We start from the raw sequence: 24,642 nt of genomic DNA, 5'->3' as shown, positions 1-24,642 counted from the left end.
CGACCCGAGGAACGGAAGGCCACGAGGCGGTCACCGGTTCGGACTTGTCTGGGCCGACACCCCACGGCCCATTCTGTGTGTCCGACGCCCGGCGACCCGTGCGACGCGGTTGTCGACCGTCAGGCCGAGAACCAGGTCATTCCTCGTTCGGCTCCCCGACCACACGCAGACGCGAATCAGCCGACGGCTTCTTCTCGTCGCTGAGCCCCGCTGCGATGACGTCCGGTGGATCCTTCGGCAGCCCCTGCTGCTCTCGCAGCACCTTGATCAGTTCGTTCACCACGGTGACCGAATCGCTCGAGAGTCCCGCAAGGCGGAATGCGGCCAGCTGCACGTTGGTGTCCGCCTGCAACCGCATCAGATCGATCTCGTCGCGGGTGCGCTGCGCAGCCCGATCCTCGAGGAAGTAGTGCACGTCGACCCCGAATGCGGCCGCGATTCCCTCGACGGTGCGGAACGACGGGGACTTCGCCTTCCCCGATCGCAATTGGCTCAGATACGACTCACCCAGACGGAACCCCCGCTCCGTCGACCGCGCCGCAATCGCCTTGGCACTGTATGCCCTCCCGTTCGGACCGGGTACGGTCCGAAAAAGCTCCTCGAGTCGCCGGGCGAACAGCCCCGGATCGAGTGCATCCGATTCCTTCGTTCTCGAACGATCGGAGTCGGTGCGTCCGGTGTCGCCCATAGGCTTCTCCGCCCCTCCTGAAGTCATGACCATCTTCTCCGAAATGCGAAACTTGAATTTGCAAACATTAAAGCCCGCTGTACTCGGCCGTTGCAATGACCGGTACGGTCAGAACGTACCGGACCGTCGCACGCCATGCGTATCACCTGTGGTGATGATGTAACGAACGTTAGTGTGGCGTTCTTCACATTTCGGGGGGTAACGCGTTGTCGAACTGCTTACGACACATGACCTGGGAGCCTCACTGCAACGCCCGCAGGGCCGTGAGGTCACGTCCCGACCCCTTGGATCTCACCGACAACTGTACGCCCGGAGCCGATCGATGACCCATCGCATTCCGGCGCCGCGGGGCGACCGGCGGCGTCGATCCGTGGCAGCTTTCTGTGCCGTCCTGGCGATGATCGCGTTCCTCGCTCTCGCTCCCGGAATCGCCTCGACGGCCCCGATCGGTTCCGGCGACTCCGGACCGGGTCACATCGGATCGGGCGATCCCGGATCGGGCGGATCAGGCGCATACAGCGCCGACGGCTCCGACGGTGACTCCAGCGACGGCGATGGCGACGACAGCGACACCGGGGCCCCGCCACCGACCGGGACCGGCAACCCGGGGAGCTCCTGGCACCACGGGCACGGAAACGGGCACGAGCACGGACACGGACACCACGGTCACGGCACCCCGTCGGGCACCGGCACCGGAACGCCGTCCGGGAGCTCGACGCCGGAATCCTCCCCGTCGGAGAGCTCGGAGAGCTCGGAGACTCCGGCGACGTCGGAGACGTCGGAGACGTCGGAGACCTCGGCAACAGGGTCGTCGACGACCGGGGTCGTGATCCCACTCCCGCCGGTGAACGTAGGGCCGAACGTGCCGTCGGCTCCGCTGCCCCCGACCGTCGCCACCCCACCTGGCGACGGAGAGGGAACCCCTCCCGCACCTGCCGCGGTCCCCACTGTTGCCGCCCCCAGCGGTCCCCCCGCCGCAGCGGCACCGCCCGGAGCACCCGCAGCCGGGACGCCGGCAGGCGCGGAAGCCGACGCTCCCCGAGCCGGCGAGACCTCGAACACCGAGACACAGGAACCCGATTCGCCCGACTCGGACGAGTCGGCAGCCCTGGTGTCGAGCCCGCAGGGACCGTCGGATGGCCCGGCGCAGGCTCTGCCCGGTTCGTCCCCCGATACGATCCTGACCGGGGTCAAGAAGTTCCTGATCGGTGTGGCCCCCGGTGGCCTGATGCTGCTGGGCGCGGTCGCCCTGTTCGGCAGCGGATCCTTCCTGGAGTCGCTGCGCACCCTGCGTTCCTGACGGTTCCCGTGAGCCGCCCCCACCGACTCGGCAGGTCAGTAGTCGGTCCGGGCCAGCAGATCGCGTTCGTGGGGGATGTCCTCGACGGCACTCCCGGAGATCCACTCCCGCAACACCTTTGTCGCCCGCACGTCGTCCTCGTTGTACTCCAGCAACCGCTCGCGCTGACCGAGATCGGGGCGTCCACCGCCCAGCGCGACCGCGGCGCTGTACCACTCCATCGACGCCTCGCCGCTCGCGTCGTCGTCGCGCCACGCGAACCCGGCGACGGGCGCGACCCGTTTCAGTCCCTTGCCGCGGGGGCAGATGAAGTTCTCGCCGACGGCCTCGTAGATGTCGACCCACTCGTCGGAGGCGATGAACGCCTCCACCTCGCGGCGCGTCGGGATACCGGGTTCGCCGGCGAACCGGTCGGCCGAGCCCAGCAGCCACCGGTTCTCGGCCTGCTGTGAGTAGCAGTACGCCGCGAAGGTCTTCCCGTTCTGCCGGGCGGCGAGCCGTTCGGCGGTCAGCCAGGCCCAGAACTCGGCGAACGACCTCGCCTCGTCGCGCGTGGGCAGCGGGTCCCAGGTGACGAACGGCCGGTACACCACGGGCTCGTCGGGTGCGGTGGTATCGGTGCGCAGTGTGCCCCACAGGTAGGCACCGTGTTCGCCGAAGCTCTCCATGTCGACGTCGACCTCGACGTCGGCGCGGTACACCCGCGGGGTGTCGAGGCGCCGGACGAGTTCGGTTCCGGTGAGCCAGGCGATCGCGCCGATCACCGCATCGTCGAATCGTGCACTGCCCGGCCAGTTCTCGGGCGGATCCCCGCGGTGTGCGGCGAGCTGGTCGATCGTGGTGATGCCCGCCTCGATGAGTGCCGTGCCCTGGTTTCCGGTGGCGACGAGCGACACGTCGCGGACGGCCTCCAGTTCCGGACCGCACTTGACCCACCACGGACACGACCGGCATTCGGCGACGCGTCGTGGTTCGGTCGGCACCTGCTGCGCCGCGATCGCCCGACGGCGGTCCAGGACCTCGTTGTAGTCGTCGAGCATCGCACCGGTGTCGTGCACGACGATGCAGTCGGCGTCGACTCCGATCACGCCGCCGCGCAGACCCCCGCTCTCCGATGACGGAGTGCGACCGATCTCGACCAGCATCGCGGTGAGCTGGGCGAGGCGTAGTGCGTCGCGCCGGTTGGGCCGGGCGGTGCGATACGGATCGGGGCTGGGCGCCCAGCCCCAGAGCGGGCTGGTGACCAGGGTCGGCGGGCGGCTCGGATCCGGGGCGGTCTTCGCGGGCTGGGTGACCCGGTGGTTGACGACGATGACCGGGACGTATCCGTCCCCCACCCTCACCAGGAGTTCAGCGTGGCCCCGCCGCCCGTGCTCGACGTCGGTGGGCAGCGCAGCATTCCAGATCCACGCGGCACCCGCGTCGCAGGCCTTCATGGTGGCGGCAACCCGGTCCACGGCCCGGGACTGCGGGTCGACGGCGACGAACGCGCCCGGCTGATCGCTGTGGATGCCGCGGAGCAGATCACGGACCGCGGCCCGATGGTCGGCCGCGGCCTCCTTGCGTCGCTGGACGCCGGGCGGGTCCGGTTCGGTACCGGGACGCCCCTCGTGACCGAAGTCGAGGGCGACCCGGTGCTCGCAACCCGCCAGATCGCGCGGCGACAACACCACAGAGGCCACGCCATCCCTTTCTCGGCTCGAGCAGTCGGACGCGTGGCCCCGGCGGGCCACGTGTCATGCTTGTACTTGTTACCACGCCCGCAGCGGTCCACTCGGCAGCAGCGAAAGGTCATTCGATGGGTTTGTTGTCCTCCGACGGTAGGTCTCGCGCTCAGCGCCGCGCAGAGGCCAAGGCTCTCAAGACGAAAGCCAAGCTCGAGGCGAAGTTCGACGCCAAGCACCGGCGGAAGGAACAGAAGGCTCGTCGCAAGACCGAGCACAAGTACCTCGAGAAGGATCTGAAGGCCGAGCGCAAGACCGCCAAGCAGTTGGCCAAGGCCCAGGAGAAGGTCGTCAAGGCCGAGACCAAGAGGGCCAGTGCCGAGGCGAAGGCAGCCGCCGACGCCAAGGTGTTCAGCCCGGCCAGCGTCAAGCGCTACCTCACGGTCGCTCGCCTCGTGGCGCCCATCGCCGTCCCGATCGCCTACCGCGCGGCGGTCGCGGGTCGCGCACAGCTCTCGGCGCTGCAGGCCAGTCGTGCGGGTGTGTCGCCAGAAGTGTTGCGCCAGTTCAGCGGCCACGGTGCCGCCCTGTCCGCCCGGATCGCGACCACGCGCACCACCCTGGACAAGGTCGTCGCGCAGGACACCAGCGCCGACGCCAAGGACTTCGTCACGGCGATGACCCAGCGTCTGGACAACCTGGACATCGCGGTCGGCGCGGCCGAGACCATGTCGGCCGGGCAGCGCCGGACGGCCCACCAGGCGATCGACGACGAGCTCGTCGCCATCGACGCCGACATCCTCGCGCGCCTCGGCGTTCGCTCCTGAACCTCTAAGATGGGTTCCACGCGTCGCGTCGGGGATCTCCCCTGCGCGCACACCCCGGAGACACACGCAAGGCCGGGACACACGCAAGGGAGCGCCGTATGACCGAGCAGGAGCCGAACGTCACGCCGTCCGACGACGGTGCGAACAACGACGAACCGACCCTGTTCCCCATCACTCCCCAGGAGTCGGCGGCGGCCGATCCCGGACCGGCTCAACCGGATGCGACGCCGGCCCCCGAGCAGGCGACCCCGCCGAAACCTGCGCCGAAGAAGGCCCCGGCCAAGAAAGCACGCACCAAGAAGGCCGCGGCGGCATCCGATGGCGACAGGCTGCCGGCCAAGAAGGTCGCGAAGAAGGCGCCGGCGAAGAAGGCCCCCGCGAAGAGGGCACCGGAGAAGAAGGCGCCCCCGAAGTCGGTACCTCCCGTCACCGAGGTGCCCGCCCCCGAGACCCCGGCCGCCCCGGAGACCCCGACGCCGGCGGCTCCCGCCCCCGCGCCGACACCGACGCATCCGCCGGTTGACGTCGTCGCCGAATCCGATGCTGCGCGAGCCACTTTCGCCCAGCTGCGATCAGGTGCACCCACCGAACCGCCGACGACCAACCTCACCCCCGCTTACGCGGGGCTGGCGGCAGTCGTGGCGATGCTGGTGTTCGTGGTGCTGCGGCGCGTCCTGCGCTGAGGGGCTACCGCGGCGGCGGTGAGACCTCGACGCCGCCCGACTCGTGCTCGGGTCCGGCGTTCGGGTGTTCGGCGGGGAGCCGTCCGCGGAAGCGTGCGGCCTCGCTCGGACCCGATTCTTCGCCCCGCGAGTGCGGTGGCCGGTGGTATGGTCCCGGCTTCGGGCGCGCCTTGCCGCCGGGGAACGCCAGGCGCGCGATGGTGCGGTGGACCTGGCCCCACTGTTGCCCGAAAGGCCCTGTGTTGTAAGGCAATCCGTAGCGTGCGCAGATGTCCTTCACCTTGGGTGCGACCTCTGCGTACCGGGTGCTCGGCATGTCGGGGTACAGGTGGTGCTCCACCTGGTAGCCGAGGTTGCCGCTGATGATGTGGAACAGCGGGCTGCCCTCGATGTTCGCCGCACCGACGAGCTGGCGGACATACCAGCCGCCGCGGGTCTCGTTCTCGGTTTCTTCCTTGCTGAATGTGTATGTCTGGTCCGGGAAATGGCCGCAGAAGATGATGGCGTGCGCCCAGACGTTCCGGATGATGTTGGCGGTGAAGTTCGCGGTCAGTGTTCGCAGGAAAGTGCTCTCCGCACCGGGCAGGACCTGATCGGCGAACTTCGCCGCGGCCTTCCCGCGCCGGCCGCCGCGGCGTCGGATCACGTTGCCGATCCGTGAGGTCGACGGCTGACGGATCGCTCCGCCGGTCGCGGCCTGGCTCAACAGGAATGCGCCCGCGCTGATCGCCGGCCAGCCGACGTAGTCCTTCACGACCTGGCGACGCATCTTGCCCGCGATGCCCTTGAGGTCCTTGGCCAGCTCCGACATCGGCTTCTCACCGCGCCGGATCGCCTCGAGGTCGAGATCGTGCAGCGCGACACCCCACTCGAAGAAGGCGGTGAGCAGGACGTTGTAGAACGGCTGGAGCAGATAGACCGGATGCCACTTCTGGTTCGGGTCGATCCGCATGATCTCGTAGCCGAGATCCTTGTCCTTTCCGCGGATGTTGGTGAACGTGTGGTGGATGTAGTTGTGGGAGTGCTTCCACGCCTCGGCCGTGGAGGCGGTGTCCCAGTCCCACACCGACGAATGGATGTAGGGATCGTTCATCCAGTCCCACTGGCCGTGCATCACATTGTGGCCGATCTCCATGTTCTCCAGGATCTTGGCCATACCGAGGCACGCCGTCCCGGCGACCCATGCGCCCCGCGAACGCGAGTTGAGCAACACGATGCGTCCCAGCGCAGCGAGCTGGCGCTGGGTGGCGATGACGGTCTTGATGTACCGCCGGTCGCGGTCGCCGAGGTCGCTGTAGACCTCGTCGTGGATGGCGTCGAACTCCTCGGCGAGCTTGTCGATCGTCTCCTGATCGAGGTGCGCCAACGGGTTGGTCACGCGCTGTCCGGAATCGGTGGTTGTCATAATTGTTCCTCCCGGTCAATCCTGACCTTCGGTCGACGGTGTAGATCCTGACCTTCGGTCTGTGGAGTAGGTCTGACGCCCGATCAGAGCTCGACGTCGACGTCTCCCTCAGCGGTGTTCACGCAGATGCGGATGCTCGATCCCTCCGGCGAACTGACCTCGCCGGTCCGCAGGTCCCGGATGCTCCCCTGCTTGAGAACCCCGGTGCAGGTGTGGCAGATACCGATCCGGCAGCCGAATTTCAGCTGCATACCGTTCTCCTCGCCGGCGACGAGGATCGGTTGGCCCGGCTCGCAGGTCACCTCGGTGTCACTGCGCGTGAACCGGACGGTGCCTCCCTCACCCTCACCGGCATTCCCGCCGATGATCGGCTGGAAACGTTCGAGATGGATCCGGTCGCCGACACCCTCGGACTCGAAATGCTCGACGAGGCTGTCGAGGAGTTCACGCGGTCCGGAACACATGGCCTGCCGTTCACGCCAGTCCGGACAGAGTTCGTCGAGGTCGGCCGCCTTGATCCGGCCGTCCCGGCTCGTGATGCGCAGCGTCAGGTCGAATCCGTCGTGCCGCTCGTCCATCGACTCGAGATCGGATCTGAACATCACCTGTTCGTCGCTGTGCGCCGAGTGGATGGCGACCACGTCGTCGACCCGATCGCGGTGGTCGAGGTCGCGGAGCATGCTCATGATCGGGGTGATCCCGCTGCCCGCACTGATGAACAGCATCTTCTCCGGCAACGGATCGGGGAGCGTGAAGACGCCCTCGATCTCACCGAGCCGCACGATCTCCCCCGGGCGCACGCGGTGGACGAGATAGGGCGAGACCGTCCCCTCCTCCACCAGCTTCGGCGTCACGCTGATCAGACCGTCACGCGGATGCGGATCGGAGGTCAGCGAGTAAGCGCGCCAATGGAACACGCCGTCGATGACCACGCCGAGACGGACATATTGCCCCGGCTGGTGACCAGGCCACTCGTAGCCCGGTTTGATCCACACCGTGGCCGCATCCGCACCCTCGGGACGTACCTCGACGACCCGTCCGCGCAGCTCCTGCGTGGTCCAGAGCGGATTGATCAGCTCCAGGTAGTCGTCGGGGTGCAGAGGATTGAACAAGTGTCGGATCGCGCCGAGAAAGCCTCGACGCAGCGGGGAGACCTTGGGTGTTGCGCCGCGCTCAGCCACGGAACAGCCTTTGTCGCAATTCGATTCGTGTCACGAGACCTCGCAATGGGTCGTCGGTTGCCTCTTGGTGCCCACGAGCTGCTTCATGGGTGCCCTCCGAGCGATCTGAGTCTGACCCTACGACCTCTGGCGCCGCAGGGTGGGTCACTCGATCAGATCGGTTCACAACGGCCGTATTACCACCGGAAAGCCGCTCCAAACCCAGGTCGGGGCATCAATCCGGCCACGTTCTCCAGCAAGTGGGATCTATCGGGCAACGGACGAGTGGATGCGCCTGCAGATCGCGGCCGCCACGTCGTCGGGCCGGGATTCCGGGAGCCAATGGTCGGCACCGGGCAGGACGACGAAGTCGTAGGGAGCGTCGACCCACCCCGAGGTCAGTTGCGCACCGACCCTGCCGAGGGCGATGTCGCGGTCTCCCCAGAGATATGACGTGGGCACCTTCACCTGGGCCGGCACCGACCGCTTGTCGGGGACGGGCATCGCGCGGTACCAGCCGAGCGCTCCGGGCAACGCACCGTACTCGGCGATGTCGGGAACCACGCGGGAGGCGAACGGCTCCGGGAGCCCCATCCGCACACCGAAATCCGGTCGCGTCGTCATCAACCGCCCGAGTAGCTTCTCGGGCAGCACCGGGATCTGGAACGCCAGCATGTACCAGGACCGAAGGAACTGTCCGCGGGGCATCGCCTGCAGGAACGCACCCGGATGTGGAACCGACAGTGCGGTCAGCGTCCGCACCCCATCAGGGTGATGGGCCGCGAGCGTCCACGCCACCGCCGCACCCCAGTCGTGCCCGACGACGTGCGCATCGTCGAGGCCCGCGGCGTCGAGCAGCGCGAGCACGTCCGCCACCAGCTCGCCCTGGACGTAGTCCCGGCGCCGGGTGGGTCGCGCCCCGGGCGAGTAACCGCGCTGATCCGGGGCGATCGTACGGAAACCCTTGTCGTGCAACAGCGGAGCGACGAGATCCCATGAGCTCGCCCGCTGCGGGAAACCGTGCAGCAACACGATCGGTTCCCCGTCGGGCGGGCCGGCGTCGACGACGTCGAAGGTGTGCCGACCGCGCCGGAACGTCGTCAGCCTGTCGGTGGTCCGACCGCTCATTCCGTGACCTCGTGCCACTCTCAGTCCTCCCAGCGCACCCGCAGGATGCGGTCGGAACCGTCGCCGTCGCTCGTGGTCAGCACCAGTGACCCGTCGGGTGCCACGGCAGCACCACGCAGACGGCCGTGCTTCTGCGCGAGGGCCTCGGTCTTCGACACCACGCGGCGTCCGTCGTCGGAGAGCTTCAGGAAGACCAGCCGCTTCCCCTTCAACGCGGTGAGCACGAGTCCTCCGCTGTACGGTCCCCAGCCGGTGTCGGGCAGGAAGGCGATGCCCGGCGTCGCGATCGTCGAGTTCCCCGACGACCACACCGGCCCGATAGCGCCGGGGACCCGGCCGGTGTCGGTCATCGGCACGGACTCGTCGTAGATCAATGGGGTGCGGTCGGGTTTGTAGCCGTAGTTGCCGCCGGCGACGATCAGGTTCAGCTCGTCGTCGCGACTCGTCCCCTGCTCGGCCGCGTAGACGCGGCCGCTGCCGGGGGCCACTGCGACGCCCTGGACGTTCCGGTGGCCGAGGCTGTACACCGGGCTGCGCGGGTCCGGATTGCCCGGTGCCGGTGTGCCATCGCGGTTGATGTGCAAGACCTTGCCGCCCAGCGACTTCCGGTCCTGGGCGAACGAGGGGGTGCCGGTGTCGCCGGTGCCGACCCAGATGCTGTCGGCGGTGGCGGCGAGTCCGCAGCCGGCGCGACTGCCGGAGGAGTTCACCGGGATGTTGCCGAGAAGCGTCCGTTCCCGAGTCATCCGCGTCCAGTCCGCGCTGACCCGCCACGACACCACTTTGGTGGTCTGGCCGGTCTGCGGCGCCGGAATGGGTGCGCCGGCCAGCGGTTCGGGCACGGTGAATGCGCCGGGCACGGTGTACTCCGCCTGACATGAGTACACCCGCCGGTTCTCGGAGAAGCGCGGATCGATGGCGAGTCCCATCAGCCCTGCCTCGTGGACCGCGAAGATCTTCGACAGGTCGGCCCGGACGTCGACGCGCTTCCCGCCTGGGCGCACGGCGACGAATCTCCCCGCACGCTCCCCGGTCAGAATCGTCCCGTCGGGCGCCACGACGACGCCCCAGGGAATCGTCAGCCCGGCGGTGACCGTCGAGACCTGCAGCGGCGCCTGGGCGTGCGCCGCCGGGGCCGCGACGAGCATCCCGGCGATCGCGGCCGCCGACGCGGTAATCGTCGTGAGCCCGCGGGCCGCCGAGCGGATGAGTGTCCTGCGTTCACGACGTGTCGGGGTCACAGGGCTCACCGTAACCACGACCCGGCGTCGGGCCGTGGCGAAACGGCGAGATCGAGACCTAGCGGCCGGGTAGGTACTTCAGGGCGCGGACCGCGGTCGGTGTGATCGCCCGGTAGATGTTCTTGGGGACGAACGGGGCGCGGTCGATCCCGATGAAGCGCTGCTCGGCGATCGTCTGTGCCTCGGTGTACTTGAGCAGACCCTCTTCGCCGTGGCGTCGGCCCACACCGGAGATGCCCATGCCGCCCATCGGCGCGGCGGTCGACGCCCACGCAGCGGCGTACCCCTCGTTGATGTTCACGGTGCCGGCCCGCAGGCGTTCGGCGACGGCCTGCGCCTCGGCGCTGCTGCCCGCGAAAACGCTTGCGTTGAGCCCGTATTCGGTGTCGTTGGCGAGCTTGATGGCCTCGTCCGTCGAGTCGACCGGGTAGATCGAGACGACCGGCCCGAAGGTCTCGTTGCCGTAGCAGACCATGTCGTCGGTGACGTCCGTCAGCACTGTCGGCTCGAAGAAGAACGGGCCGAGGTCGGGACGGCGCTTGCCGCCGGCGAGGACCTTGGCGCCCTTGGCGACCGCGTCCTGGACATGCGCCTCCGCGGTGTCGATCTGTGCGGCCGAGGCCAGCGAACCCATGTCAGCGGTGAAATCGTAAGCGCCCGAGAGCGTCATCATCGAGACAAATGCCGCGAACCGCTCGGCGAACTCGTCGGCGATCCGCTTGTCGACGTAGATCCGCTCGATCGAGATGCAGAGCTGACCCGAGTTCGAGAACGAGGCGCGGGCGGCGCCCTGCACGGCGTTGGCGATGTCGGCGTTCGCGGTGATGACCAGGGGGTTCTTGCCGCCCAGCTCGGCCGAGAAACCGATGAGACGGCGCCCCGCCTGCTCGGCGAGGGTGGCACCGGTGGCCGACGACCCAGTGAACATCACGTAGTCGGTCGAGGCCATGATCGCCTGCCCCACGACGCCTCCCGGTCCCGGGACCACTGCGTACAGCTCACGCGGGAGACCTGCCTCGTACAGCAGTTCCGCCAGCGCCAGAGCGCAGTACGGGGTCTGACTGTCGGGCTTGACGACCACGCCGTTGCCGGCGACGAGTGCCGCGACGGCGTCCGAGACGGCGAGCGTCAGCGGGTAGTTCCACGGGCTGATCACGCCGATGACGCCCTTGGGCAGGTGACGCACCCGGACGCTGGTCGCGCCGGGCAGCATGCCCTTGACCTTTCGGTCGGCGAGCAGCTTGGGTCCGGCGGTCGCATAGTGACGCGCGGTGATCGCGACGTCGATCACTTCCTCCTGCGCGTAGATCCGGGCCTTGCCGGTCTCGGCCTGCGCGATGTCCATCAGCGACTCGGCGTTGCGGAAGACGAGGTCGGAGAACTTGTCGATGATCTGGGCGCGTTCGGCCGGGGTCCGGGCCGCCCACCCCTGCTGCGCCTGCCGCGCACGGGCGACCGCGGTCTCCAGGTCTTCGGCCGTCGCGACCGGGATGGTGGCCATCTCGGTGCCGCTGAAGGCCTCGAGCACCGACCGGGTGGGACGGCTCGCGGCGTCGTCGATCGCGACGAGGGCCCCGAGACGGGCGAAATATTCGGCGGTGGGCTTCGGCATTTCGGGTCTCCTCAGTGCAGGCTCGGGTCGTTGCGATGGACGGTCGAGGACCGGCGCGATCAGCTCTCGGGACCGACGAGCACGATGCCGTCGTCGTCGGAGTAGACGATGTCGCCCGGGTTGAAGGTCTCGCCACCGATCGACAGCGGCACATCACGGTCGCCGGCGCCGGTCTTGGTGGACTTGCGGGGGTTGGTGCCCAGCGCCTTGACGCCGATCGCCATCCCGCCGATGGTCTTGGCGTCGCGGATGGCGCCGTTCACGATGATCCCCACCCAGCCGTTGGATCGGCCGAGTTCGGCGATGATGTCGCCGACCAGCGCGGTGTGCACCGACGCGTCGCCGTCGATGACCAGCACGCCGCCCGGGTTGGACTCGCTCAGGATGGACTTGAGCAGGGCATTGTCCTGGAAGCACTTGACGGTGGTGACGCGTCCGACGAACTCGCGGTTCCCGCCGTACTGCGTGAACTGGGTGTCGCAACTACGGACGTCGGCCCCGATCTCGTCGACGAGATCAGCCGTCGGGGTGAAGGTCAGCTCGCTCATGCCGACCAGTTTAGGTGTTACCGCAAGTTCCGGGTTACTCCCGGGTAGGTTCGGGTAGCCGTTCTCCCCCGAGACCGTCGATGATCTCCGCGACCTCGTCCGGGCGCTCCGAGACCAGGAAGTGCTTGGCCCGCGGCAGGACGACGACCTCATCGGCGCCGAGGATGTCCGAATAGCGCCGCTGCTTCCACTCCCAGAACACCCGCCAGCCGCGCAGCGTCGACGAGGCGACCACGACGACGACGGGCACGCGGGGCATCGGGGCGGTTCGACGCAGGCCGCGCAGAGTCTTGTTCATCGAACCGAAGGCGGCGTTCTCGACGAGCATGGCCAGCAGGAACGGCGGCTGCCCGAAGATCCGGGCTCCCCAACGTCGTTGTTGTTCACCGCGACCCTCGGGAGGCGCCGGCACGACCCGCTTCCACACCTGCAGGCTCGGCCAGCGCTGGATACCGACGCGACTCGTCACCGCACGCGCCGCCCCCATCAGCCGGTGTGCGTTCCCGACCCGGAACGACAACGGCACCAGGCGCCACGGCACGAGCACATAGGAGCCGTCGAGCACGACCACGCCCGCAGTCCGGCCGGGATTCTGCCGGGCGAAGGCCTCCACATACAGCGATGCCAGCGAATGACCCACCACGACAACGGGTTCGGTCACACCGCGGGCATCGAGTACCGCGACCATCCGGTCGACCTCGCCGAGGAGGGTCGGAAGATGTTGCCGCCCGACCGGGCTCGACAACCCGTAACCCGGGCGGTCGTAGCGGATCACCCGCCACGACGCCGAGAGCCGGGCCACCAGCGGGTCGAGGTCGAACCAGTTGCTGCCCAGCGCCGCCATCAGAAGCAGCGGCGGCCCCGACCCCTCGTCGAGCACGTGCAGCCGATGATCCCCGACAGTGACGAACGTGCCCGGCGCTGCGGGTTCGTCACCGTCGGTGGGAGCCATGCGTCAGGCGTCCTGCGGTTTGGCCAGCGGGAAGGCCAGCGATTCGCGGATCGACTGACCGGTGATCAGCATGACCACGCGGTCGACGCCCACGCCCAGACCACCCGTGGGTGGCATCGCGTACTCGAGTGCCTGCAAGAAGTCCTCGTCGAGCTCCATCGCCTCCGGGTCGCCGCCGGCGGCCAGGATCGACTGCTCGGTGAGACGCTTGCGCTGCTCGACCGGATCGGTCAGCTCGGTGTAGGCGGTGCCGAGCTCCACACCCCACGCCACCAGGTCCCAGCGCTCGGCGACGCCGGGCTTGCTGCGGTGCGCGCGCGTCAGCGGCGACGTCGACGTCGGGAAGTCGGTGTAGAAGGTCGGGAACGTCGTGCGGTCCTCGCCGAGGTGTTCGTAGAGTTCCAGCACGATCCGTCCGGCATCCCAGTCCGGGCGGTAGTTGATCTCGAGACGGTCGCACACTGCGCGGAGTTGTTCGACCGAGGTCTCCGCGGTGATCTCTTCTCCCGAACCTTCGGACACCACCTCGTGGACGGTCTTCACCGGCCACTCCCCCGAGATGTCCACGCGCTCTTCGTTTCCGTCGGCGTCGGTACGGATGATGACCGGCTCACCGTAGGCCGCCGTCGCCGCGTGCTGGATCATCTCGCGGGTGAGGTCCAGCATCTTCAGGTAATCGCTGTGCGCCTCATAGGCTTCCAGGCTCGTGAACTCCGGGTTGTGACTGAAGTCGACGCCCTCGTTGCGGAAGTTGCGTCCGATCTCGAACACCTTCTCCACGCCGCCGACGCAGAGGCGCTTCAGGTAGAGCTCCGGTGCGATCCGTAGGTAGAGGTCGAGGTTGTAGGCGTTGATGTGCGTCTGGAACGGTGTCGCGTTGGCTCCGCCGTGAATCTGCTGCAGGATCGGCGTCTCGACCTCGAGGAAGCCGCGCGCGGCGAGGAAGTCGCGCAACGACTTCACCACCAGGCTGCGGATCGCGAGGTTCTTCCGGCTCTCCTCGTTGATCGCGAGGTCTACGTAGCGCTGGCGCACGCGGGCCTCGGGATCGGTGAGGCCCGCCCACTTGTCCGGAAGGGGGCGCAGGCACTTGCCGTTGATCCGCCAGGCGTCGATCAGGATCGACAGTTCACCCTTGCGGCTGGTGCCGACGACACCACGCGCCTGGATGAGGTCGCCGAGATCGACGTCGGTGCCGAAGTCGGGAGTGCCCGGGATGACCCGCGACTCCTCGACGAGGATCTGCACCTCACCGGACCAGTCGTGCATGTCGGCGAACACCACCTTGCCGAAGTCGCGCAGACGCGTGACGCGGCCGGCGATGGTGACGACGGTGCCCTCGGGTTCCGTCCGCGCCTGCGCGATGGTGTGGGTGGGCTGGTCGGCGGGCGGATACGGATCGAAACCACGCTCGACGAGCCGGTCCATCTTGTCGAGGCGGACCCTCACCTGCTCGGGCCGGTGCACGATCGAGCCCTCGGGAGTTGCTGCCTCGGCTTCCAGTTCGGCGATCAGCGCAGGCGCGTCGACGCCGGCCGGGATCGACGGCCGGCCCTCGGAGAAGTGCTTGTCCCGACCGAACTTGGGCAGGGTGATGAAACCCTCGGTGACGATCGCGGCCATCCCCACGCGGGGCAGGATTCGGCTGTCCTCGAAGCACAGGTAACGCGACTGCCAGTCCGGCAGGTACTTGGCGTTGGACTTGTACAGCGACTCCATCTGGAAGAACCGGGAGCCGAACATCAAGACGGAGTAGCCGGCACGCATGACCGGGCCGGCACCGATCTGCGGGCCCTGCTCGAAGAACGCGCGGAAAGCCGCGAAGTTGAGCGAGACCTCGGTGATGCCGAACTGCTCGGAGTTGCGGCACAGTTCGGCGACCATCGTCTCGACCACACCATTCGGTCCGCTGCGGTCACGACGCATGAGGTCCAGTGAGACAGCGCGTTTGCCCCACGGCACGAACGAGAGCATGCCGACGACCTTCTCGTCGGGAGCGCCCTCGTCGATGACCGCCTCGACCAGCAGGCAGTCGTTGTCGGACCGATCGCCGACGCGCGACAGGGCCATCGCAAAGCCGCGTTCCTCGTCGGTGTCCCGCCACTCGTCGGCGCGGGCGACGACCTTGGCCATCTCGGCGTCGTCGATGTCGAACCACCGGCGGATGCGCACCGTGACACCCGCGCGCCGGGTGCGGGTGACGGCCTGGCGGACGGCCTTCATCGCCGGCCCGCTCAGGCTGAACTCACGCGTGTGGAGGATGGCCTCGTCGCCGATGTTCAAGGACACGAACCCGGCCGCGTCGTAGGCCGCGGCGCCGCGCGCGCTCGACCCGATCGACGCCGGGTGCCAGCCGTACTTCTCACAGAGGGTGAGGAATTCGGCGATGGCGTCGGGCCACGACTCCGGATCGCCGATCGGGTCGCCGCCGGCCATGCCGACGCCGACTTCCACCCGGTAGGTGATGGCGGCGCGGCCGTCGGGCGAGAACACGACCGCCTTGTCGCGGCGCGTGGAGAAGTAGGCCAACGAATCGTCGTCGTTGAATCGGGTGATGAGTGCGCGGATCAGCGACTCGTCCTCCGCGGTGATCAGCCAGCGCAGTCGCTGCGACCGGAACAGCACAACGGCCGCCGCGATCAGCGCCAACGCACCGAACAGACCGAGCAGACCGTTGACGAAGACATGCGCGTGGCGCCCGTCGAAGGAGGCGTCCTGATCGATCGCGCCGAAGGCGACCACCCGGTTGAACGCGTACGGCAACCGATCTGCCCGGGTCAGCGTGTGTGGGAAGGCCCAGACCAGTGCCCAGCCGAGCAGCGTCGCGATACCGAGACCGACGACGAGGGTGGCGATCGACGCCGGGATCGCACCGCGTCGGACCCGGGTGTGGAACTGCCGGTAGGTGGCCAGCAGGAAGATCAGCGCGGCGAGGTCGATGACCAGGCCGATGTAGATGTTGGTGCGGTCCCAGGCCGTGACGTCGAGATCGTCCTCGAGCGACGGGATCAGGTACAGCACATTGCCGACCATGAACAGCACGAGGTAGATCACGCCGATCCACCAGGCGATCCGCTTGCGCGCCGACAGCGCGACGGCGATCAGCGCCAGGACGAACGCCCACGCGAAGCTCGTGTCGGGCAGGGTGATGATGTAGTCGTCGACGTAGCGTCTCGGGTCGTGGATCAGCCGCCGGAATGCCGGGATGAGGCTGGACAGCAACGCGATCGTCGCCAGGACGCCGACGACCGTTCCCGCGATGTGCGGCGCGTTACGGCCGAATCCGGTAGGGCGCCTGATCTTGTCGAGAAGAACGAGGGAGCGTCGGTCAGCCGCGGTGGGGGTCCGCCGGGGCGCCTCGGGATGTTCGTCGGGGCTGGACGGGTCGACCGGCGCAAGCGGGGTGTCGGTGGCCATGCGTCGACGGTAGTCGTCCGCGGTGGCGCGCTCGGACACTCCACGCTGATTCGATCATTCGGCGGCACATATCTGCAGCGGGACGACGGTGCGGTCGTGCCGGTGTGGCCGGCTCCGCGGACACGGGGCATGATCTCAGACTGTGTACGACGTGACGATCCGCGACGACTCCATCCGGCTGGGCCAGTTCTTGAAACTGGCCAACCTCATCGAATCCGGCGCCGAGGCCAAAGAGGTCATCGCCGACGGTCTGGTGACCGTCAACGGTGAGGTCGAGACCAGGCGCGGTCGTCAGCTCATCCTCGGCGACGTGGTCGAGGTGGGCGGGATGAGTGTGCGGGTCGCCCGCGACGAGGTGTGAGAACCCCCCCCGATTCCGACCCCCCGGTGTTGATCCTCCCGGTGTTGATCCTCCCGGATCAGGAACTCACGCCGAAACGCCTGAGCTCGGCCGGCGTGATGAGGCGTTCCGCTTCGGCGGGAAAGTTCGACGTATGGACTCGGCGGCCGCCGAGTCGCCCCCCGGTGAGCGAATTGAGCAATGAGCCCCGGCGGGGCGATTGAAAGGTGTCAGCCAACTTCATGACCAATCACTTCCTGGTGCATTCACTTCGTTACAACGGACTCTGACTTTGATCTACTGTAGCGACAGTACCCATCTCTGTCTCCCGGGTTTTCCGTGGTTTGCACCACTCACCCCGAGCCCCGTCGACATGTGAGATCGCACGTCCCCGGTGTCCCGGAACCGTGACCGTCGTACCTGTCGACTAGATCGATCATGACACGGCGAGCGTTACGTCCCGGGTAGCGACGCGGCATCTACCAGCACCAATGCTACTCAGCGTGCGGTGCGCCGTATGCCCTCCGGTCGGACCACACCGGTCGGCAGACCATTCGCGACGCCGGTCTCTCGTCAGCCTTGGGGAACGCTCGCGTGATGGCTCAGGCCAGGCCGGCGAGGTATCGGTTGGCCCAGGTGACCGCGCTGACGCCGGGCTTGACCTGGAAGTCGCCGTAGGTGCCGTGGGAGCCCGACTGCAGGAATTTGTTGAACGAGATGATCTGCTCGCGGGCCCGCTTGTTGCCGAGTTCCTGGACGATCGCGCCGGGACCGCCGAGCGTCAGCAATTCACGCACGATCACGGCCGCCTCCGCTTGGTACTGGAGGATCTGGCTCGGAGTCGGGTCGCTGGTCTCGGCCAGGTAGCCGGCGATGCGGGTGATGTAGAAGTCCCGCGGTGTGTTGCAGTACATGTCCGACGGCTCGCAGAGGGTGAACGCCCGCGGCAGGAGCCAGCCCATGCCGTCGAGGCGAGGTCCGCCGCTGCCCTCACCGCGCAGGGCCGGGCCGACGACGTTGTCCTTGCGGGAGCGTCGGGGATCGGAGATCAGGACGACGCCGGCAACCTGACCCGGGCGGATCAAGGCGCGCCCGGTGCCGATCTCCGACGCGAGGTCACCCGCGGCGTCGGCGCCCTGGCTGTACCCGACGAGAGCGATCCGGGTGCCCGGGCACCGCGCCAGCATCTGCAGGGCGAGGCCGCGGGTGTTGGCGACGGCCTGGGCCTTCGACTTCCCGTAGATCGCTTTCTCCCACGGGAACGCGGTCGCGTCGTAACCGACGTACTGGACCTTGGTCTCCGGCCCCAGCCCGGAGGTGACCGCACCCAGGACACCCGGGCTCACGCCGTTGGACCAGGTTCCCGGAACGGCGAGGACGTAGATCTTCGGGCAACCGGCCGGTGCCGCGTCCGCACGCGGCGTGCTCAACCCGAACCCTCCCAATACGGCACACAGCAGAGTGCACATGATGGCGAGGATTCGACGCATGGGCTGCCCCTTCGACGGATGGATCGCGATAGGCCGAGTGTATGGCCACACCCCCCGGGTGTGTAGCCGAGAAAACGAAACTCCCGCCCACCTTCTCGGTGGGCGGGAGTTCTCGTTCGTGGTGGCCGGCAGGTCAGCGCTGCGCGACCTGGGTCGGCACGATCGGGGCCGGCAGATCCGACGCACCGGTGAGGTACTCGTCGGCGGCCGCGGCAGCCGAACGACCCTCGGCGATCGCCCAGACGATCAGCGACTGGCCACGGCCGGCGTCACCGGCGACGAACACGCCCGGCTGGCCGACAGCAGCGAAGCTGTTGTCGCGCTTGACGTTGCCGCGGGCGTCGTACTCGACACCCATCTTGTCGAGGAGATCCTCGCGCTCCGGGCCGACGAAGCCCATCGCCAGCAGGACCAGATCGGCCTCGAGCTCGAAGTCCGAGCCCTCGACCTTCTCGAAGCGTCCGTCACGCATGACCACCTCGTGGGCGCGGAGCCCGGTGACCTTGCCGTTCTCGCCGATGAACTCCTCGGTGTTGACCGAGAAGACGCGCTCGCCGCCCTCTTCGTGGGCCGACGACACGCGGTACATCAGCGGGTAGGTCGGCCACGGGGTCGACTCGGCACGCTCGATCGGCGGCTTCGGCATGATCTCGAACTGGTGGACGATCTCGGCACCCTGGCGCAGCGAGGTACCCAGGCAGTCGGCGCCGGTGTCGCCACCGCCGATGATGATGACCTTCTTGCCCTTGGCCGTGATCTGACCCTCGACCGTGTCGCCGAGCTGAACCCGGTTGGCCTGCGGCAGGAACTCCATCGCCTGGTGGATGCCGTCGAGCTCGCGGCCCGGGATCGGCAGGTCGCGACCGATGGTCGAACCGTTGGCGAGGATGACCGCGTCGAAGTCGGCCCGCAGCTGCTCGACGGTGACGTCGACACCCACGTTGACGCCGGTGCGGAAGACGGTGCCCTCGGCCTCCATCTGCGCCAGTCGGCGGTCGATGTGGCGCTTCTCCATCTTGAACTCGGGGATGCCGTAGCGCAGCAGGCCGCCGATGCGGTCGGCCCGCTCGAACAGCGTCACGTCGTGTCCGGCGCGCGTGAGCTGCTGTGCGGCAGCGAGTCCGGCGGGACCCGAACCGACGACGGCCACCGACTTGCCGGTCTTCTTCGACGGCAGGACCGGGGTGACCCAGCCGTTGTCGAAGGCGTTGTCGATGATCTCGACCTCGACCTGCTTGATGGTCACCGGCGGCTGGTTGATGCCGAGCACGCACGACGCCTCACAGGGTGCCGGGCACAGGCGACCGGTGAACTCCGGGAAGTTGTTGGTCGCGTGCAGACGCTCGATACCGTCGCGCCACTGGTCCTTGTAGACCAGGTCGTTCCATTCGGGGATCAGGTTGCCGAGCGGGCAGCCGTTGTGGCAGAACGGGATACCGCAGTCCATGCAACGGCTCGCCTGCGTCTTCAGGTGATCCTTGTCGAAGTCGGTGTAGACCTCATTCCAGTCGAGCAGTCGCAGCTCGACCGGACGACGGTCGGGCAGTTCCCGCTCGGGGTGCTTGAGGAATCCTCTGGGGTCAGCCACGTGCGGCCTCCATGATCGCTTCGTTCACGTCTCGCCCGGTCTTCTCCGCTTCGGAGATGGCCAACAGCACGCGCTTGTAGTCCCGCGGCATGACCTTGGCGAACTTGGTCTGGGCAGTGTCCCAATCGGCGAGCAGCGCTGCGGCGACCGGGGATTCGGTCTCGGCACGGTGTTCGTCGATGATGGCGGCGAGGAACTCGATGTCCTCGTCCTCGAGGGGCTCGAGGTCGACGAGCTCGGTGTTGAGGTTGTCGGCCAGCTTGGCGTCCGGGTCGTAGACGAACGCCATACCGCCCGACATGCCCGCCGCGAAGTTGCGCCCGGTCTCGCCGAGCACCACGACGCGTCCACCGGTCATGTACTCACAACCGTGGTCGCCCACACCCTCGACGACCGCCGTCGCACCCGAGTTACGGACGCAGAAGCGTTCGCCGACGATGCCGCGCAGGAAGATCTTGCCCGCGGTGGCACCGAAGCCGATCACGTTGCCGGCGATGATGTTGTCCTCGGCGACGAAGTCGGCCGGCGCGTTGCGCGCCGGACGGACCACCAGGCGACCGCCCGAGAGGCCCTTGCCGACGAAGTCGTTGGCGTCGCCCTCGAGGCGCAGGGTGATGCCCTTGGGGACGAAAGCACCGAAGCTGTTGCCCGCCGATCCGGTGAAGTCGACGATGATCGTGCCGTCCGGCAGACCTTGTGCGCCATAGGTCTTGGTGACCTCGTGACCCAGCATGGTGCCGACGGTGCGGTTCACGTTGGTGATCTTCGACGTGAACGACACCCGGGTGCCGTGGTCGATCGCGTCGCGGCTCTGCGCGATGAGCTGCTGGTCGAGCGCCTTCTCGAGCGCATGGTCCTGCACGCCCGAGCAGTACAGGTCCTGGTTCATGAACGGCGATTCCGGCATGGTCAGGATCGACGTCAGGTCGAGCTTGCCTGCCTTCTCCGACTTCCAGTGCGCCAGCGCCTTGGTGGTGTCGAGAGCCTCGACGTGACCCACGGCCTCCTGGAGCGTACGGAAACCGAGGCGTGCCAGCAGTTCCCGGACCTCTTCGGCGATGAACAGGAAGAAGTTCTCGACGAACTCCGGCTTGCCGGCGAAACGCTCACGCAGAAGCGGGTTCTGGGTGGCGATGCCCACCGGACAGGTGTCGAGGTGGCAGACGCGCATCATGACGCAGCCCGAGACGACGAGCGGCGCGGTCGCGAAACCGAACTCCTCACCACCGAGCAGGGCGGCGATCACGACGTCGCGGCCGGTCTTCATCTGACCGTCGACCTGGACCACGATGCGATCGCGAAGACCGTTGAGCAGCAGCGTCTGCTGGGTCTCGGCCAGACCGATCTCCCACGGCGCGCCGGCGTGCTTGAGCGACGTCAGCGGCGACGCACCGGTACCACCGTCGTGACCCGAGATGAGCACGACGTCCGCGTGTGCCTTCGACACACCGGCGGCGACGGTGCCCACGCCGACCTCGCTGACGAGCTTCACGTGGATGCGCGCCTTGGGGTTCGCGTTCTTCAGGTCGTGGATCAGCTGGGCGAGATCCTCGATCGAGTAGATGTCGTGGTGCGGCGGCGGCGAGATGAGGCCGACGCCCGGCGTCGAACCGCGGACCTCGGCGACCCACGGGTACACCTTGTGCGGCGGGAGCTGGCCGCCCTCACCGGGCTTGGCGCCCTGCGCCATCTTGATCTGGATGTCGGTGCAGTTCGACAGGTAGTGCGAGGTGACACCGAAACGTCCCGACGCGACTTGCTTGATCGCGCTGCGCCGCCAGTCGCCGTTCTCGTCGTGGTGGAAACGACGCGGATCCTCGCCGCCCTCACCGGAGTTCGAGCGACCACCGAGACGGTTCATGGCGATGGCCAGCGTCTCGTGGGCCTCGGCGGAGATCGAGCCGAAGCTCATCGCGCCGGTGGAGAACCGCTTGACGATCTCGCTGGCCGGCTCGACCTTCTCGATCGGGATCGGGTCGCGGTCACCGAAGTTGAAGTCGAAGAGGCCGCGCAGCGTACCGAGACGGGTCGACTGGTCGTCGACCAACTTCGTGTACTCCTTGAACACCCCGTACTGACCGGTGCGCGTGGAGTGCTGCAGTTTGAACACCGTGTCCGGGTTGAACAGGTGGTACTCACCCTCACGGCGCCACTGGTATTCACCGCCGACCTCGAGCTCGCGGTGTGCGCGCTCCGAGGGCCGGTCGCTGAAGGCCAGTGCATGCCGGGTGGCGACGTCGGCGGCGATCTCGTCGAGACCGATGCCGCCGAGCTGGCTGATCAGGCCGGTGAAGAACTCGTCGACGGTCGCCTGGGAGAGGCCGATGACCTGGAAGAGCTGCGCACCGGTGTACGAGGCGATGGTCGAGATGCCCATCTTGCTCATCACCTTGAGCACACCCTTGCTGGCGGCCTTGATGTAGTTCTTGCGTGCGGTGGCGAAGTCGATGTCGCCGAGCACGCCGCGCTCTACCATGTCCTCGATCGACTCGAAGGCCATGTACGGATTGACCGCTGCCGCACCGAAACCGACGAGCGTCGCCACGTGGTGGACCTCGCGGCAATCACCGGACTCGACGATGAGGCCGGCGCGGGTGCGCTTGCGCTCGCGCACCAGGTGGTGGTGCACCGCGGCGGTCAGCAGCAGCGACGGGATCGGCGCGAGGTTCTCGTCGGACTCGCGGTCGGACAGCACGATCAGGTTGGCGCCGTCCTCGATGGCGGCGCTGGCCTTCGCACGGATCTCGTCGAGTGCCTTGCGGAGTCCGGCACCGCCCTCGGCCACCGGGTAGAGGCCGTGGATGTGGACGCTGCGGAAGTCCGGCAGCGACTCGTTGTCGTTGATCTGGACCAGCTTCGCCAGCGTGTCGTTGTCGATGACCGGCTGCGGCAGCTCGATCTGGCGGCACGACACCGGGCTCGGGTTGAGCAGGTCGGCCTCGGAGCCGATGGTCGAACCGACGCTGGTGACGACCTCCTCGCGGATGGCGTCGAGCGGCGGGTTGGTGACCTGCGCGAACATCTGCTGGAAGTAGTCGAACAGCATGCGCGGACGCTTGGACAGCACGGCGATGGGCGTGTCGGTGCCCATCGAACCGAGTGCCTCGGCGCCGGTCCTGGCCATCGGCGCGACGAGGAGGTTCAGCTCTTCGCTGGTGTAACCGAAGACCTGCTGGCGCAGGGCGACCCGGTCGTGCGGCATGTGCACATGGGGCTGCGCCTCGATGTCGTCGACGGCGACCATGCCCTTCTCGAGCCACTCCGCGTAGGGGTGCTCGGCGGCCAGCTCGTCCTTGATCTCCTCGTCGTCGACGATGCGGCCGGCGGCGGTGTCCACGAGGAACATGCGGCCGGGCTGCAGACGCATCTTCTGCACGACGTCGGCGTGGTCGATGTCGAGGACGCCGACCTCGGAGGCCATCACGACGAGGCCGTCCTTGGTGACCCAGATGCGGCTGGGGCGCAGACCGTTTCGGTCGAGCACGGCGCCGACGACGGTGCCGTCGGTGAAGCACACCGACGCCGGACCGTCCCACGGCTCCATGAGCGCCGAGTGGTAGCGGTAGAACGCGCGGTGCTCGGGCTTCATCGACTCGTGACGCTCCCAGGCCTCCGGGATCATCATCAGGACCGCGTGCGGCAGGCTGCGGCCGCCGAGGTGAAGCAGTTCGAGCACCTCGTCGAAGCGAGCGGTGTCGGAAGCACCGGGGGTGCAGATCGGGAAGATCTTCGACGCGGCGTCGGCACCGAAGGCCTCGGTGTCGATGAGCGCCTCGCGGGCACGCATCCAGTTCTCGTTGCCCGTGACGGTGTTGATCTCACCGTTGTGGGCGACGCGGCGGAACGGATGCGCGAGCGGCCACGACGGGAAGGTGTTGGTGGAGAAGCGCGAGTGGACGAGGCCCAGCGAGCTCTCGACGCGCGAGTCCTGCAGGTCGACGTAGAACTCCCGCAGCTGCGGGGTCGTCAGCATGCCCTTGTAGACGAAGGTGCGGCCCGACAGGGACGGGAAGTAGACGGTCTCGCGGCCGGGGCCGTCGGCGCCGGCGCCCTTGTTGCCGAGCTCGTACTGGACGCGCTTGCGCACGACGTAGGCGCGGCGCTCGAGCTCCATGCCTTCGGCGCCGCCGATGAAGACCTGCCGGAACGTGGGCATCGCGTCCCGGGCGAGCGCACCGAGCGAATTCTCGTTGGTGGGCACCTCGCGCCAGCCGAGCAGGGTCAGACCCTCGGACTCGATGACCTTCTCGACGCCCTCACAGGCGAGTCGCGCGTCCTCGGAGCCCTGCGGGAGGAAGGCGATACCGGTCGCGTAGCTGCCCTCGGCGGGAAGCTCGAAGTCGACCGTCTCCCGCAGGAAGCGGTCGGGAACCTGGATCATGATCCCGGCACCGTCACCGGTGTTCGGTTCGGCACCCGCGGCACCGCGGTGCTCGAGGTTGACCAGGGCCATGATCGCCTTGTCGACGATGTCGCGACTGCGTCGTCCGTGCATGTCCACGACGAACGCCACGCCACACGAATCGTGCTCGTTGCGTGGGTCGTAGAGACCGACCGGTCCCGGAGCCTGCTTCATATTCGCCTCACTTTGCGTGCGAA

17 protein-coding genes are annotated in these 24,642 nt (G+C 67.8%); 4 read left to right on the top strand and 13 right to left on the bottom strand.

Annotated features, from left to right (window positions below):
* Window positions 1-136 precede the first annotated feature (136 nt).
* Window positions 137-715: a helix-turn-helix transcriptional regulator gene (locus RVF83_RS06715; protein ID WP_039881175.1), complete on the bottom strand. Its 579-nt coding sequence runs from the start codon at window positions 713-715 to the stop codon at window positions 137-139.
* 343 nt (window positions 716-1,058) lie between these two features.
* On the opposite strand from RVF83_RS06715, the gene RVF83_RS06710 reads away from it, so the two are divergent.
* Window positions 1,059-1,988, top strand: a complete 930-nt coding sequence (locus RVF83_RS06710) for a hypothetical protein (protein WP_341262008.1) — start codon at window positions 1,059-1,061, stop codon at window positions 1,986-1,988.
* Window positions 1,989-2,023: 35 nt separating this feature from the next.
* On the opposite strand, the gene RVF83_RS06705 is transcribed toward RVF83_RS06710, so the two are convergent.
* A complete protein-coding gene (locus RVF83_RS06705; protein WP_005200827.1) occupies window positions 2,024-3,670 on the bottom strand; it encodes a TM0106 family RecB-like putative nuclease in 1,647 nt (548 codons plus the stop codon).
* A gap of 116 nt (window positions 3,671-3,786) precedes the next feature.
* Here RVF83_RS06705 and RVF83_RS06700 point away from each other — a divergent pair, with 116 nt between their 5' ends.
* A complete protein-coding gene (locus tag RVF83_RS06700; protein WP_005200825.1) occupies window positions 3,787-4,479 on the top strand; it encodes a DUF6474 family protein in 693 nt (230 codons plus the stop codon).
* 98 nt (window positions 4,480-4,577) lie between these two features.
* The gene (locus RVF83_RS06695; RefSeq protein WP_005200822.1) at window positions 4,578-5,162 is read left to right on the top strand and encodes a hypothetical protein; all 585 of its coding nucleotides are present in this window, start codon (window positions 4,578-4,580) and stop codon (window positions 5,160-5,162) included.
* Window positions 5,163-5,166: 4 nt separating this feature from the next.
* Here the strand turns inward: RVF83_RS06695 and RVF83_RS06690 are convergent, their stop codons facing one another.
* From RVF83_RS06690 to lysX, 8 genes are all read right to left on the bottom strand, one after another.
* A complete protein-coding gene (locus tag RVF83_RS06690) occupies window positions 5,167-6,567 on the bottom strand; it encodes a fatty acid desaturase family protein (RefSeq protein WP_005200819.1) in 1,401 nt (466 codons plus the stop codon).
* A gap of 83 nt (window positions 6,568-6,650) precedes the next feature.
* A complete protein-coding gene (locus RVF83_RS06685; protein ID WP_005200817.1) occupies window positions 6,651-7,748 on the bottom strand; it encodes a ferredoxin reductase in 1,098 nt (365 codons plus the stop codon).
* Window positions 7,749-7,994: 246 nt separating this feature from the next.
* On the bottom strand, window positions 7,995-8,855 hold the full coding sequence (locus tag RVF83_RS06680; RefSeq protein WP_005200815.1) for an alpha/beta fold hydrolase: 861 nt from the start codon (window positions 8,853-8,855) through the stop codon (window positions 7,995-7,997).
* 20 nt (window positions 8,856-8,875) lie between these two features.
* Window positions 8,876-10,096, bottom strand: a complete 1,221-nt coding sequence (locus RVF83_RS06675) for a PQQ-dependent sugar dehydrogenase (protein ID WP_005200812.1) — start codon at window positions 10,094-10,096, stop codon at window positions 8,876-8,878.
* Between the two features lie 58 nt (window positions 10,097-10,154).
* Window positions 10,155-11,708, bottom strand: a complete 1,554-nt coding sequence (locus RVF83_RS06670; RefSeq protein WP_005200811.1) for a succinic semialdehyde dehydrogenase — start codon at window positions 11,706-11,708, stop codon at window positions 10,155-10,157.
* A gap of 59 nt (window positions 11,709-11,767) precedes the next feature.
* A complete protein-coding gene (gene rraA, locus RVF83_RS06665) occupies window positions 11,768-12,256 on the bottom strand; it encodes a ribonuclease E activity regulator RraA (protein ID WP_005200809.1) in 489 nt (162 codons plus the stop codon).
* A gap of 34 nt (window positions 12,257-12,290) precedes the next feature.
* Window positions 12,291-13,208: an alpha/beta fold hydrolase gene (locus tag RVF83_RS06660; protein WP_005200806.1), complete on the bottom strand. Its 918-nt coding sequence runs from the start codon at window positions 13,206-13,208 to the stop codon at window positions 12,291-12,293.
* 3 nt (window positions 13,209-13,211) lie between these two features.
* Window positions 13,212-16,625 carry a bifunctional lysylphosphatidylglycerol synthetase/lysine--tRNA ligase LysX gene (gene lysX, locus RVF83_RS06655; protein WP_051989351.1) on the bottom strand — a complete coding sequence of 1,138 codons (3,414 nt, stop codon included), beginning with the start codon at window positions 16,623-16,625 and terminating at the stop codon, window positions 13,212-13,214.
* Window positions 16,626-16,767: 142 nt separating this feature from the next.
* On the opposite strand from lysX, the gene RVF83_RS06650 reads away from it, so the two are divergent.
* Window positions 16,768-16,986, top strand: a complete 219-nt coding sequence (locus RVF83_RS06650; protein WP_005200803.1) for an RNA-binding S4 domain-containing protein — start codon at window positions 16,768-16,770, stop codon at window positions 16,984-16,986.
* Window positions 16,987-17,567: 581 nt separating this feature from the next.
* On the opposite strand, the gene RVF83_RS06645 is transcribed toward RVF83_RS06650, so the two are convergent.
* The 3 genes from RVF83_RS06645 to gltB form a co-directional block, all read right to left on the bottom strand.
* Complete coding sequence (locus tag RVF83_RS06645; RefSeq protein ID WP_005200800.1) at window positions 17,568-18,455, bottom strand: cutinase family protein; 888 nt, start codon at window positions 18,453-18,455, stop codon at window positions 17,568-17,570.
* Between the two features lie 133 nt (window positions 18,456-18,588).
* Window positions 18,589-20,043: a glutamate synthase subunit beta gene (locus RVF83_RS06640; protein ID WP_005200798.1), complete on the bottom strand. Its 1,455-nt coding sequence runs from the start codon at window positions 20,041-20,043 to the stop codon at window positions 18,589-18,591.
* A complete protein-coding gene (gene gltB / locus RVF83_RS06635; RefSeq protein WP_005200796.1) occupies window positions 20,036-24,619 on the bottom strand; it encodes a glutamate synthase large subunit in 4,584 nt (1,527 codons plus the stop codon). The genes RVF83_RS06640 and gltB overlap by 8 nt, the downstream gene beginning before the upstream one ends.
* Window positions 24,620-24,642 lie beyond the last annotated feature (23 nt).

The sequence above is a fragment of the Gordonia rubripertincta genome, assembly GCF_038024875.1.
GTDB lineage: Bacteria > Actinomycetota > Actinomycetes > Mycobacteriales > Mycobacteriaceae > Gordonia > Gordonia rubripertincta.
This window is presented reverse-complemented; position numbering and strand designations above follow the sequence as displayed.

Coding starts and splice junctions, on each gene's coding strand:
- RVF83_RS06715 (WP_039881175.1), bottom strand. CDS start 715: ATGACTTCAGGAGGGGCGGAGAAGCCTATGGGCGACACCGGACGCACC.
- RVF83_RS06700 (WP_005200825.1), top strand. CDS start 3,787: ATGGGTTTGTTGTCCTCCGACGGTAGGTCTCGCGCTCAGCGCCGCGCA.
- RVF83_RS06695 (WP_005200822.1), top strand. CDS start 4,578: ATGACCGAGCAGGAGCCGAACGTCACGCCGTCCGACGACGGTGCGAAC.
- RVF83_RS06690 (WP_005200819.1), bottom strand. CDS start 6,567: ATGACAACCACCGATTCCGGACAGCGCGTGACCAACCCGTTGGCGCAC.
- RVF83_RS06680 (WP_005200815.1), bottom strand. CDS start 8,855: ATGAGCGGTCGGACCACCGACAGGCTGACGACGTTCCGGCGCGGTCGG.
- RVF83_RS06670 (WP_005200811.1), bottom strand. CDS start 11,708: ATGCCGAAGCCCACCGCCGAATATTTCGCCCGTCTCGGGGCCCTCGTC.
- rraA (WP_005200809.1), bottom strand. CDS start 12,256: ATGAGCGAGCTGACCTTCACCCCGACGGCTGATCTCGTCGACGAGATC.
- RVF83_RS06660 (WP_005200806.1), bottom strand. CDS start 13,208: ATGGCTCCCACCGACGGTGACGAACCCGCAGCGCCGGGCACGTTCGTC.
- lysX (WP_051989351.1), bottom strand. CDS start 16,625: ATGGCCACCGACACCCCGCTTGCGCCGGTCGACCCGTCCAGCCCCGAC.
- RVF83_RS06645 (WP_005200800.1), bottom strand. CDS start 18,455: ATGCGTCGAATCCTCGCCATCATGTGCACTCTGCTGTGTGCCGTATTG.
- gltB (WP_005200796.1), bottom strand. CDS start 24,619: ATGAAGCAGGCTCCGGGACCGGTCGGTCTCTACGACCCACGCAACGAG.